We start from the raw sequence: 12,522 nt of genomic DNA on the forward strand, positions 1-12,522 counted from the left end.
ACAATAACGGAGTTCAACTCATGAAAATTGGTATGCCCTTCGCCGCGGTCGCGGCGCTCTCCCTGCTCGCCAGCAGTATCGCCCTGGCCGCCGATGGCAAGACCTACAAGGTCGGCGCTGCTGTCTACGGGCTCAAGGGCCAGTTCATGCAGAACTGGGTCCGCGAGCTCAAGGAGCACCCGGCCGTCAAGGATGGCACCGTGCAGTTGACCGTATTCGACGGCAACTACGATGCCCTGACCCAGAACAACCAGATCGAAAACATGGTGACCCAGCACTACGACGCCATCCTGTTCGTGCCAATCGACACCAAGGCCGGCGTCGGTACGGTGAAACAGGCCATGAGCAACGACGTAGTGGTCATCGCCTCCAATACGAAAGTAGCCGATGCCGCCGTCCCTTACGTGGGTAACGATGATGTGGAAGGCGGCCGCCTGCAGGCCCAGGCCATGGTCGACAAGCTCAACGGCAAGGGCAACGTGGTGATCATCCAGGGGCCGATTGGCCAGTCGGCGCAGATCGACCGGGAAAAAGGCGAGCTGGAAGTGCTGGGCAAACACCCCGACATCAAGATCATCGAGAAAAAGACCGCCAACTGGGACCGCGCCCAGGCCCTGGCACTGACTGAAGACTGGCTCAACGCTCACCCCAAAGGCATCAACGGCGTGATCGCGCAAAACGACGACATGGCCCTCGGCGCCGTACAGGCCCTGAAGTCCCATGGCTTGACCTCCAAGGACGTACCCGTCACCTCCATCGACGGCATGCCGGATGCGATCCAGGCCGCGAAGAAAGACGAAGTCACCACCTTCCTGCAGGACGCCCAGGCCCAGTCCCAAGGCGCCCTGGACGTGGCCCTGCGTGCGCTTGCCGGCAAGGACTACAAGCCGCAGTCGGTGATCTGGGAGCGCTATGCCAAGGACGTGAAATGGGGTGATGGCACCGCCAAGACCTACATCCTGCCGTGGGTGCCAGTGACTAACGCCAACGCCGATGCGCTGTACAAGCAAGTCAGCGGCGGCAAGTAGTTATTGACTTGAAATACTGTCAAATGTGGGAGGGGGCTTGCTCCCGATGGCGGTGTAACAGTGGTAGATCAGGTGACTGACACACCGCCATCGGGAGCAAGCCCCCTCCCACACGTTGATCTCCACCCTATTCAAAAATGGAGTCATGCATGTCTGGATTCTGGAACCAAGCCTTCGACCTCAGCGGCCGTTGCGCGGTGATCACCGGTGGTGCCGCCGGGATCGGCCTGGCCTGTGCCAACCTGCTGGTGGAGCGTGGTGCCCGCGTAGCATTGCTGGATCGCGACCCGGCGGTGGTCGACGTCGCCGCCAGCCTCGGTGCCGGGCACCTGGGCATTGCCGTCGACCTCAGCCGGATCGGCGAGGTGCAACACACCATCGACCAGGTCGTCGAACGCTTCCAGCGCCTGGACTACCTGATCAACAGCGCGGGTGTCGTCCTGCTGGACAAGGCTGTCGATGTCAGCGAAAGCGCCTGGGACACCACCCTGGACATCAACCTCAAGGCCAGCTTCTTCGTGGCCCAGGCCTGCGCCAGGCACATGCTCGCCCAAGGCCGCGGGCGTATCGTCAACCTCGCCTCCCAGGCCGCCGTAATCGGCCTGGATCGTCATGTCGCCTACTGCGCGAGCAAGGCAGCCATCGTCGGCATGACCAAGGTGCTGGCCATGGAATGGGCACCGCACATCTCCGTCAACGCCATCTCCCCCACCATCGTCGAGACCGCCCTGGGCAAGAAGGCGTGGGCCGGAGAAGTGGGTGAGCGGGCCAAATTGCAGATCCCGGCGGGCCGCTTTGCCCAGCCGGAAGAAATCGCCGGGCTGGCGTTGTACCTGCTCAGCGACGCCGCCCAGATGATCACCGGCGCGAACATGGTGATCGACGGCGGCTACAGCATTCAGTAATTCATTTTTTGTCGTGAGGTTCTGTCATGTCCACCGTCATCGAACGCACACCTGAACAACTCTCCCCGAGCATCCCGAAAACCATGCAGGCCGTGGTCTGCCATGGCCCGGAAGACTATCGCCTGGAAACGGTCGAGGTGCCCACCCCCGGCCCCGAGGAAATCCTCACCAAGGTCGAGCTGTGCGGTATTTGCATGGGCGACATCAAGACCTACCGCGGCGCACCGTCATTCTGGGGCGATGCCGAGCAACCGCGCTATGTGAAACCACCGATGATTCCCGGGCATGAGTTCGTCTGTCGCGTGGTCGCCCTCGGCCCCGGCGCAGAGAAACGCGGAGTGAAGGTCGGCGACCGGGTGATCTCCGAGCAGATCGTGCCGTGCTGGGGTTGCCGTTTCTGTAATCACGGCCAGTACTGGATGTGCCAGAAGCATGACCTGTATGGCTTCCAGAACAACGTGCAGGGGGCCATGGCCCAATACATGATCTTCACCAAGGAAGGCATCATCCATAAAGTGCCGGATTCGATAGCACCGGACGAAGCCATCCTGATCGAACCGCTGGCCTGCTCGCTGCATGCGGCCGAGCGCGCCAACGTGGATTTCGATGACGTGGTGGTGGTTGCCGGCGCCGGCACCCTGGGCCTGGGCATCATCGGCGCGGTGCGCATGCGCAACCCGAAAAAGCTGATCGTGCTGGACATGAAACCCGAACGCGCCGCCCTCGCCCTACGCATGGGCGCCGACGAAGTATGGAACCCCGCCGAGGTGGACGTGCTGGCGAAGATCCGCGAGATCACCGAGGGCTACGGCTGCGACATCTATATCGAGGCCACCGGTCATCACAAGGCCGTCAACCAGGGCCTGGCGATGCTGCGCAAACTCGGGCGCTTCGTTGAGTTCAGCGTGTTCAACGACGAGGCCACGGTGGATTGGTCGATTATTGGCGACCGCAAGGAACTCGATGTACTCGGCTCGCACCTGGGGCCGTATATGTACCCGAGGGCCATCGACTTTATCGGCAGCCGCAAGATCGACATGCGTGACGTGGTGACCCACACGTTCGCCCTGGCGGATTTCAAGGAGGCGTTTGCGGTGATGGAGCGTGGCGACAAGTCGCTCAAAGTTGTACTGCAACCTTAGGCACATCACACCTCCCACACTGAATGGCTGTGAATCCATAGAACAAGAACACAGGAACCCGCGTTATGAATCGAGTCATCAACGATCCAGACCAAGTGGTAGAGGACATGCTGCGCGGCATCCTCGTCGCGCACCCGCAGTTGCGTCAATACGAAACCAATCCACGGGTCATCGTCAAAGCCAGGACTTCGGCGCAAGGCCGCGTCGGCATTGTCACGGGCGGCGGCTCGGGCCATGAGCCGGCCTTCCTCGGCTACGTCGGGCCCGGCCTGGTCGACGCCGTGGCTGTCGGTGAGATTTTTTCCTCACCGACCGCCAAAAGTTTCTTCGATGCCTTCCGCGCCGCCGACCACGGCGCGGGCGTGGCCTGCCTGTACGGTAACTATGCCGGCGACAACATGAACGTGAAGCTGGCGATGAAAATGGCCGCCAGCAAAGACATGCGCATCCGTACCGTGGTCGCCAACGACGACGTCGCCTCTGCGCCCAAGGCTGAGATTGCCAAGCGGCGCGGCGTGGCCGGGGAAATCTTCATGTGGAAGATCGGCGGGGCCGCAGCCGCCCAGCATTACGACCTGGACGGGGTGATCCGCGTCGCACAAAAAGCCGTCGACCATTGCCGCTCCATTGGCATCGGCCTCACGCCGTGCACCATTGCCGCCGTGGGCAAGCCGAACTTCCAGATCCCCGACGGCCAGATGGAACTGGGCATCGGCCATCACGGTGAGCCGGGCATCGAAGTGATCCCCATCGAATCCGCCGCCGCCATGGCCGAACGCATGCTCGCGCCGATCCTCGCCGACCGCGATTTCAGCCAGGACGACAGTGTGGTGGTGCTGGTCTCCGGTCTTGGCGCCACGCCGGTGATGGAGTTGTACATTTTCTACGCCGAGGTGGAACGCCAACTCACGGCCAAGGGCTTGAAGATCCACCGTTGCTACGTGGGCAACTACTTCACCTCCCTGGAAATGATGGGCGTGACCCTGACCCTGCTCGGCCTCGACGCCGAGCTGAAAACCCTGATCGACCAACCCTGCCGCTCCATCGGCATGACCCAGGCGGAGTGAACCATGAGCCAGCATTTTTCCACCCGCGATGGCAGCGCCATCGTCACCGACCTGGTCAGTGTGATCGTGGCCAACCGTGAATACCTCAGCGCAGTCGACGGCGCCATTGGCGATGGCGACCACGGCATCAATATGGCCAAGGGCTTTGCCCATTGCGGGCGCACGATCGAAGGTCGCCAACTGAGCCTGGCCGAAGCACTGGATGAATTGACCCTGAGCCTGATGGAAGGGATTGGCGGCTCCATGGGGCCCCTGTACGGCAGCCTGTTTATCGGCATGGCCGACGAAGTGCGCGGCTGTGAAGAGATTGACGCGGCCACCTTCGCCCACTTGCTGCGCGGCGGCCTGACCTCGTTGCAGGACATCACTGAAGCCGGCGTGGGCGACAAATGCCTGATGGACACCTTGATCCCGGCGGTCGAAGCGTTCGAGCAGGCGCATGCCGCGGGGTCGTCCTTCAACGATGCGCTCGAGGCAATGAAAGCCGCCGCGTCCCAAGGGCGCGATTCGACCAAGGACCTGGTGGCGAAGATCGGCCGCGCCAGTCGCTTGGGCGAGCGCTCACTGGGCGTGCTGGATGCCGGGGCGGTGTCGTGCTGCCTGATCCTTACGCGCCTGGCGGACTCGGTGCAGCCGCGACTGAGTGCTTGACCTGCTGGACATACCGCGCCACCGCCGGCGCCTGCTCAAAGCGCCGGTGAATCAATGACAGCCACGACGACGCATCACTGCCCTGGATGCTGCGGTACACCACGCCCGGCAAACTCACATGCCCCATCACCGATGTCGGCACCACCGCGACACCCTGGCCCAACGACACTAACGCCAACACCGCAACCAACCCACCGGGCTGTGGCCCCAGGCGCGGCGCGTAGCCGCCTTGCGCCGCCACTTGCAAGGTGCCGCTGATCTGCTCCGGCAGGATAAACGTCTCGTTTTGCAGGTGTTCGCAGCCGATGGCCTTGAGCCCCAGCAGCCAGGAAGCCTGGGGCAGCGCCAACACAAAGCCCTCACTGTCCAGGCGCACCGCCTCGACCCCTTCGGGCAGGGGCATCGGCGAGCGGATATAGCCAATGTCATAGCGTCCATCGGCCACCGCACTTGGCAAGGTGGCCATGGGGCATTCGCGCACATTCACGCTCACATCGGGAAACGTTTGGCTGAACGCCTGCATTTGCCGCTGCAATAACCCCGAATACACCGCCGAAGCGACGTAACCCAACTCGAGGTGGCCGATCTCCCCACGCCCGGCACGCTGGGCGTTGCGCTGGGCAAATTCGAACTGGCGCACGGTGGCTTCGGCCTCGCCCAGCAAGGCGGAACCGGCCTCGGTCAGGCTCACTTCGCGCTGCCGGCGAATGAACAGGCGCGTGCCCAGGCTGGTTTCCATGTCCTGGATCTGCCGGCTCAACGTCGGTGGCGCGATGCCCAGTTGCTCGGCGGCGCGGGTGAAATTGCGCTGCCAGGCAACCGCCAGGAAGTAGCGAAAGTGGCGTATTTCCATCACAGGATTAGCTCAAAGGTAACAAAGTGCTCCACAACGGCTAACAAGACCATTGCGTGGCGCAGATAATCTTGCAGCAGATCAACACTAGAGAGACCTTGCGATGCCCGTCAACTGCTATTTCCATATTACCCGTAAGGTAATTTCATTATGAAACCGGCCAGCCAGCGCCTCACGTTACTGACCGCCTCTGGCGTCTGTTCGCTGATCGTGCTCGACACCAATATCGTCGCCGTGACCCTGCCGAGCATCGCCCGTGACCTGGGGGCGAACTTTGCCGATATCGAGTGGGTGGTCAGCGCCTATATGCTGGCTTTCGCCGCCCTCTTGTTGCCGGCAGGCAGCGTTGCCGACCGTTTCGGGCGCAAGAAAACCCTGGTCTGGGGCCTGGGCATTTTCATCCTGGCCTCCCTCGGCTGCGGCGCCGCACCCAACGCGCTGTTCCTCGATATCGCCCGCGCACTGAAAGGCGTCGGCGCGGCGCTGTTGCTGACCTCGGCCCTGGCGTCCATCGGCCACACGTTCCACGATGAAGGAGAACGCGCCAAGGCCTGGGCGTTCTGGGGGGCGTGCATGGGCGTGGCGATGACCGCCGCGCCGACCCTCGGCGGGCTGATCACCGAGTACTTGGGCTGGCGCTGGATCTTCTACCTGAACCTGCCCGTGGGCCTGGGGCTGATGGCCTTGGTGCTGCGTGTCATCCCGGAATCTCGCGACACCCAGTCGGCACGGCTCGACCCATGGGGCAGCCTGGCCTTCAGTGCCAGCCTGCTGTGCTTGATCTGGGGTTTGATCGAGGCCAACCGCATCGGCTGGGACAATCCGCTGACCTTTGCGCGCCTGAGCGCTGGCGCACTGTTGCTGGGCGTGTTTGTGTGGGTCGAGCGCGTGCAGCGGCGGCCGATGGTCGACCTGCAACTGCTGCGTCACCCGCGCTTTATTGGCGCCTTGCTGGGCATGTTCGCCTATGCCGGCTGCGCCCAGGTGATGATGACGCTGCTACCGTTTTACCTGCAAAACGGCCTGGGGTTCTCTGCCATTGCCTCGGGCCTGGGCATGTTGCCATTTGCCCTGACCATGCTGATTTGCCCACGCATCGGTGCGCGCCTGGCAGGCCGCTTTGCGCCGGCGACGATGATGGCGGCCGGCTTGACGCTGGTCGGCAGCGGCAACCTGTTGAGCGCGTGGGCGGTGAATGTGGGCGGCTACCTGCCCTTCGCCCTGGCCATTGCGGTCACCGGCGCGGGAGCAGGGTTCCTCAATGGCGACACACAGAAAAACATCATGGCCTGCGTACCGAGGGATCGCGCGGGGATGGCCTCGGGCATGAGCACCACCATGCGGTTCAGCGCGATCATGCTGGCGATCGGCGTGTACGGGGCGCTGTTGAACAGCCATAGCGAACAGTTGTTGCGCGCCAGCCTCGACGCACAGTGGCAAGGCCAGGCAGCCGACATTGCTTCACGGGTGGTGGCCGGGGATATGTCAGCGGCGTTGGGCCGGTTGCCGGAGGCGGCACGGGCGGCGGTGCAACCGCTGGCGCGGCAGGCGTTTGTGGGTGGGTTCAGCAAGGTGTTGTGGGTGGCAGGGTTATTGGGGCTGCTCGGGGCGCTGGTGGTAGGAAGGTTGATGCGCAAGCCGATACCCACACCGAACTGAATGTGGGAGGGGCTTGCCGCCGATGAGGGTGTGTCAGTAAATGCAACTGTGACTGAACCACCGCCATCGGGGGCAAGCCCCCTCCCACAGGTATTACCTATCCCCTAAGAGGCTTACCAGAAACGTTGCTGGGTCAGGCGGTTCCACCAGGTCAGCAGCACACGGTCCACCGAGCCGCTGGCGGCCAGGCCGACGCGTTCTTGCAGGCTCTTGCGCTCGGCGTAGTGCAAGTGGAACACCTCGGCCGTCTTGGCCTTGGTCGCCAGGTATTCGTCGCTGGTTTGCAGCTCGTCGACCAGTTGCTTGTCGAGCGCTGCAACACCCAGCCACACCTCTCCGGTCGCCACTTCATCAATCGCCAGTTGCGGGCGATAGCGCGACACGAAGTTCTTGAACAACTGATGGGTGATGTCCAGGTCTTCCTGGAACTTCTCGCGGCCCTTCTCGGTGTTTTCGCCAAACACGGTGAGGGTGCGCTTGTATTCGCCGGCGGTCAGTACTTCAAAGTCTATGTCGTGCTTTTTCAGCAGGCGGTTGACGTTGGGCAACTGCGCCACCACACCGATGGAGCCAAGGATGGCAAAGGGGGCGCTGATGATCTTCTCGCCGATGCACGCCATCATGTAGCCGCCGCTGGCCGCGACCTTGTCGATGCACACGGTCAACGGCACGCCCGCCTGGCGAATCCGCGCCAGTTGCGACGACGCCAGGCCGTAGCTGTGTACCATGCCGCCGCCGCTTTCCAGGCGCAGTACCACTTCGTCCTTGGGCGTGGCCAGGCTCAGCAATGCGGTGATTTCATGGCGCAGGCTCTCGGTGGCCGAGGCCTTGATGTCGCCGTCGAAATCCAGCACGAATACCCGTGGCTTGGCCTCAGGGGCCTTCTTGCCCTTCTTCTTTTCGGCTTTGCTTTCGGACTTGCGCAGGGCTTTGAGCTGGTCCTTGTCGAGCAGGGTCGACTCCAGGCGCTCACGCAACCCCTTGTAGAAATCATTCAGTTTGCTGACGTGCAACTGGCCGGCGGACTTGCGACGGCCTTTGCTGCGCAGTGCCGCGAAGCTGATCAGTACCACCAGGATCGCGACCACCAGGGTGACGGTCTTCGCCAGAAAGCTTGCGTATTCAGCCAGAAAATCCATGTGTCTCCTTAAAAATGCACTGCGCCAGGCGCTGATTGCCCAAGCATACCGACGGGACCGCCGGGGAGCCAGTGCTCAAACCGCCAGCAGCGCGGTGCTCTAACGCACTTTTAAAACAAGCGTATGTTTTTTCATTGACAGCTCGAAGCCATCCTCATAACCTCGCCAGACTTTCAACGTACCGGGAAAACGGACGTGGGCAGCATCTATCTGATTCGACATGGCCAAGCCTCCTTCGGTGCAGACGACTATGACGTGCTGTCGCCCGTCGGCGTGGAGCAGGCGCAAGTACTCGGTCGCCACCTGGCGGACATGGGCCTGGTGTTCGACCGCTGCATAGCCGGCGACCTGCGCCGCCAACAGCACACGGCCACTGCTGCCTTCGATCAATACAGCACCCTCGGCCTGCCTGTCCCTGCTGTGGAAACCGACAGCGCCTTCAACGAATTCGACGCCGACGCGATCATCCGTGCCCTGCTGCCCGACCTGCTCGGCAGCGAACCCGACGCCCTGGAAATCCTGCGCAACGCGGCACAGAACCGCAGCGAGTTCCAACGCATCTTCGCCCTGATCATCGAGCGCTGGCTGGCCGGCACGTATGACACGCCGGGGCTGGAAAGCTGGTTGGGCTTCGTGGAGCGCGTCCAGGGAGGCCTGCAACGCATTCTTGAAGCCGCGGACAACACGCAGAAGATCGCCGTGTTCACCTCCGGCGGCACCATCACCGCCCTGCTCCACCTGATTACCCGGATGCCTGCCGCCCAGGCGTTCGAACTGAACTGGCAAATTGTTAACACCTCGCTCAACCAGCTGAAATTCCGCGGGCGCGAGGTGGCACTGGCTTCCTTCAACAGTCATACCCACTTGCAACTGTTGAAGGCGCCGCAGCTCATCACCTTCCGATGAGTTGTGGCCCACCGTGACCCCAAGGTCACTGGACTCTACCCTAAAGGATCGAAACCATGACTGAAGTAGCTAAAGCCGTAGAAGCAATGAAAGCCAAATTCAACCCAGACGCCGCCAACGGCCTGGACCTGGTATTCGGTTTCCGTATCGACGACACCCAGAACTTCTCGCTGGTGGTGAAGAACAACACCTGCGAACTGCTGGAAGGCGAAAACCCTGAGGCCCAAGTGACCCTGGTCATGGACGGAGAAACCATGAAAGGCATCGTCGACGGCTCCACCGACGGCATGCAGGCCTTCATGAGCGGCAAGCTGCGTACCGAAGGCGACATGATGCTGGCCATGAAGCTGAGCGAGCTGTTCCCTTCCTGATTCACGGGCAATCTTGAATCCCTGTGGGAGGGGGCTTGCTCCCGATAGCGGTTTGTCAGTCGCCTCTCAGTTGACTGTCACACCGCTATCGGGGGCAAGCCCTCTCCCACATTGGGTCTGCGGTGGTATTTAGTTTCTGGGTTGCAGCAGTAGCGCCACCAACGCACTCCACCCCGTCTGATGGGACGCGCCCAACCCACGCCCGGTTTCGCCATGGAAATACTCATGGAACAACACCAGGTCACGGCTGGCCGGGTCCGCCTCCAGCTGCGCGTACCCGACCATCGAGGGCCGCGAACCGTTTTCGTCACGCAGAAACAAGCGCGTCAGCCGCTGGCTGAGGCTGTCGGCGACGTCCTCCAGGGATGACAGGTAACCACTGCCCGTCGGGTACTCCACCGAGAAGTTATCCGCGTAGTACCGATGAAATTCGCGCAGCGATTCGATCAGCATGTAGTTCACCGGCATCCACAACGGCCCGCGCCAGTTGGAGTTGCCGCCATACAAGCGTGAATCGGATTCGCCCGCCTGGTAACGGGCGCACAGCGTGTTGCCATTCATCTTCAATGCCAGGGGTTGTTCGGCGAACGCCTTGGACAAGGAGCGCACGCCAAACGACGAGAGAAATTCATCGTCATCCAGCATGCGCCGCAGCAGGTCCTTGGTACGCTCACCGCGCAGCAACGCCAGCAACAGCCGATTGCCCTGCCCCGGTTCATTCCAGCGCGACACCAGCTTGGCCAGGTCCGGCCGATGGCGCATGAAACCCAGCAAGCGCTCGCGCAAGCCTTCGAGACCCTCATGCTCACGCTGCTCCAGCACCAGCACGGCGAACAATGGCATCAGGCCAACGATGGAGCGCAGGCGCACCGGTTCGTTCTCGCCGTCGGGGCGGTGCAGCACGTCGTAGAAGAACAGGTCCTGCTCATCCCACAGGCCCTCGGCGCTGTCATCGACACGGTTGATGGCACCGGCGATATACAGGAAGTGCTCGAAAAATTTCACCGCGATGTCTACGTACACCCCATTGCGCTTGGCCAGCTCCAGCGCGATCCGCATCAGGTCCAGCGCATAAGCGGCCACCCATGCCGTACCATCGGCCTGGTCCAGCTGGTAACCCGGCGGCAGCGTGGCCGAGCGATCGAACAAGGCGATATTGTCCAACCCCAGGAACCCACCCTGGAACAGGTTGCGCCCCTCGGCATCCTTGCGGTTGACCCACCAGGAAAAATTCAACAGCAGCTTGTGGAAGATCCGTTCCAGGAAGTCCATGTCGCCGACGCCGCTCAACGCCTTGTCCTGCTGATACACGCGCCAGCTGGCCCAGGCATGCACCGGTGGGTTGGCATCATCAAAGCGCCATTCGTAGGCCGGCAACTGGCCGTTGGGGTGCATGAAGCGGTCCTTCACCAGCAACAACAACTGCTGCTTGGCATACCCCGGATCGATCAACGCGATGGCCACGGCCTGAAAGCCCTGGTCCCAGGAGGCGTACCACGGGTATTCCCAGGTGTCGGGCATGGAGAGGATGTCGAAGTTGGACAGGTGCCGCCAATGGGTATTGCGGATATGCAGGCGCTCGGGCGGCGGCGCGGGTTGGGCCGGGTCGCCGTCGAGCCATTGGTTCACGTCGAAATAGTACAGCTGCTTGGACCACAGCAACCCGGCCAGGGCCTGGCGCTGCACGTTGCGCGCGTCTTCATCGGTAATGCCATGTTGCAAGGCGGCATAGAAGTCGTCGGCCTCCTGACGCCGCAGCTCGAACAGCTTGCGGGCGTTGACCTCGGGCGCATCCGTGGGCGCAAAACGCAGATAGAGGGTCTGGCTTTCCAGCCCTGCCAGTTCGAGGATGAAACGCGCGGCCCCCTTGGTACCCGAATCGCGGCGGATCGCTGATTGCACAGCATTCACGACGTAATCATTGATGCCGTCCTTGAATGGCCCCGCCGCCGATTGTCCGTCCAGCTTGGAAACGTTGGTCTCGTTCTCACAAAACACCCATTCGACGCCATCCCGGCCCCAGGCACTGAGATGCCGGTCATCCAGCTCATGATGACGGGCCAGCACACGGTCACCGTCCAGCGTCAACCTTGGCTTGGGCGCACCCAAGGTCCAGCTCCAGTCATTGCGTGCCCATACCTGCGGCAGCACGTGCAGGCGTGTCGGTTGGTCGCAGCGGTTGTGCACGGTGACGCGCATGAAAATGTCGTCGGGCTGGTGCTTGGCGTATTCGACGCTGATGTCGCAATAGTGGTTGTCTTCAAACACGCCGGTATCGAGGATTTCATACTCGGCATCGCCCAACCCGCGCCGCGCGTTTTCGGCGATCAGGTCGGCATAGGGAAAGGCAGCATGGGGGTATTTGTAGAGCATGCGCATATAGGCATGGCTCGGTACGCCGTCGACGAAAAAGTACAGTTCCTTGACGTCTTCACCGTGGTTGCCCTCGGCGTTGTTCAGGCCGAACAGCCGCTCCTTGAGGATGGCGTCGTGCTCGTTCCACAGCGCCAGGCCCAGGCACCAGCGTTGCGCCCTGTCACTGAAACCGGCCAGGCCATCCTCGCCCCACCGGTAGGCGCGGCTGCGGGCATGTTCATGGGGGAAGTAGGCCCAGGCGTCGCCGTCTGCGCTGTAGTCTTCGCGCACCGAGCCCCATTGGCGTTCGCTCAGGTAAGGGCCCCACTCGCGCCAACGCTCGGCATCCTGCGTCGCCAGGCGCTGGCCTTCGATCGTTTCAAGTATCCGGGTGTCGGGTGTCGCCGTCATTGGGTCCTCCATCGCCTGCCAGGTGCACAGCAGTG

At 62.2% G+C, this 12,522-nt stretch carries 11 protein-coding genes; 8 read left to right on the forward strand and 3 right to left on the reverse strand.

The window, feature by feature from the left end:
* Nucleotides 1-20: 20 nt before the first annotated feature.
* From P2T68_RS21500 to dhaL, 5 genes are all read left to right on the forward strand, one after another.
* Nucleotides 21-1,028 carry a substrate-binding domain-containing protein gene (locus tag P2T68_RS21500; protein ID WP_024075074.1) on the forward strand — a complete coding sequence of 336 codons (1,008 nt, stop codon included), beginning with the start codon at nucleotides 21-23 and terminating at the stop codon, nucleotides 1,026-1,028.
* Between the two features lie 149 nt (nucleotides 1,029-1,177).
* Nucleotides 1,178-1,933, forward strand: a complete 756-nt coding sequence (locus P2T68_RS21505) for an SDR family oxidoreductase (protein ID WP_069076369.1) — start codon at nucleotides 1,178-1,180, stop codon at nucleotides 1,931-1,933.
* A 26-nt stretch (nucleotides 1,934-1,959) separates the two neighbouring features.
* Entirely contained in the window at nucleotides 1,960-3,075 is a 1,116-nt protein-coding gene (locus P2T68_RS21510; protein WP_024075072.1) for an alcohol dehydrogenase catalytic domain-containing protein, read from the forward strand.
* Between the two features lie 65 nt (nucleotides 3,076-3,140).
* On the forward strand, nucleotides 3,141-4,142 hold the full coding sequence (locus P2T68_RS21515) for a dihydroxyacetone kinase subunit DhaK (RefSeq protein WP_277378252.1): 1,002 nt from the start codon (nucleotides 3,141-3,143) through the stop codon (nucleotides 4,140-4,142).
* Nucleotides 4,143-4,145: 3 nt separating this feature from the next.
* On the forward strand, nucleotides 4,146-4,793 hold the full coding sequence (dhaL, locus tag P2T68_RS21520; protein ID WP_024075070.1) for a dihydroxyacetone kinase subunit DhaL: 648 nt from the start codon (nucleotides 4,146-4,148) through the stop codon (nucleotides 4,791-4,793).
* Here dhaL and P2T68_RS21525 read toward each other — a convergent pair.
* Entirely contained in the window at nucleotides 4,750-5,646 is an 897-nt protein-coding gene (locus P2T68_RS21525) for a LysR substrate-binding domain-containing protein (RefSeq protein WP_277379767.1), read from the reverse strand. The two genes, dhaL and P2T68_RS21525, sit on opposite strands and share 44 nt — an antisense overlap.
* A 150-nt stretch (nucleotides 5,647-5,796) precedes the next feature.
* On the opposite strand from P2T68_RS21525, the gene P2T68_RS21530 reads away from it, so the two are divergent.
* Nucleotides 5,797-7,305, forward strand: a complete 1,509-nt coding sequence (locus P2T68_RS21530; RefSeq protein WP_193690555.1) for an MFS transporter — start codon at nucleotides 5,797-5,799, stop codon at nucleotides 7,303-7,305.
* Nucleotides 7,306-7,418: 113 nt separating this feature from the next.
* On the opposite strand, the gene sohB is transcribed toward P2T68_RS21530, so the two are convergent.
* The gene (gene sohB, locus P2T68_RS21535) at nucleotides 7,419-8,444 is read right to left on the reverse strand and encodes a protease SohB (protein WP_024075067.1); all 1,026 of its coding nucleotides are present in this window, start codon (nucleotides 8,442-8,444) and stop codon (nucleotides 7,419-7,421) included.
* A 195-nt stretch (nucleotides 8,445-8,639) separates the two neighbouring features.
* Between sohB and P2T68_RS21540 the strand changes: the two genes are divergently transcribed.
* Nucleotides 8,640-9,350 carry a histidine phosphatase family protein gene (locus P2T68_RS21540; protein WP_024075066.1) on the forward strand — a complete coding sequence of 237 codons (711 nt, stop codon included), beginning with the start codon at nucleotides 8,640-8,642 and terminating at the stop codon, nucleotides 9,348-9,350.
* A gap of 56 nt (nucleotides 9,351-9,406) precedes the next feature.
* Nucleotides 9,407-9,721: an SCP2 sterol-binding domain-containing protein gene (locus P2T68_RS21545; RefSeq protein WP_024075065.1), complete on the forward strand. Its 315-nt coding sequence runs from the start codon at nucleotides 9,407-9,409 to the stop codon at nucleotides 9,719-9,721.
* A 129-nt stretch (nucleotides 9,722-9,850) separates the two neighbouring features.
* Here the strand turns inward: P2T68_RS21545 and P2T68_RS21550 are convergent, their stop codons facing one another.
* A complete protein-coding gene (locus P2T68_RS21550) occupies nucleotides 9,851-12,487 on the reverse strand; it encodes a glucosidase (RefSeq protein WP_277378253.1) in 2,637 nt (878 codons plus the stop codon).
* Nucleotides 12,488-12,522: the final 35 nt, after the last annotated feature.

The sequence above is a fragment of the Pseudomonas sp. G11 genome, assembly GCF_029457515.1.
Classification (GTDB): domain Bacteria; phylum Pseudomonadota; class Gammaproteobacteria; order Pseudomonadales; family Pseudomonadaceae; genus Aquipseudomonas; species Aquipseudomonas gorinensis.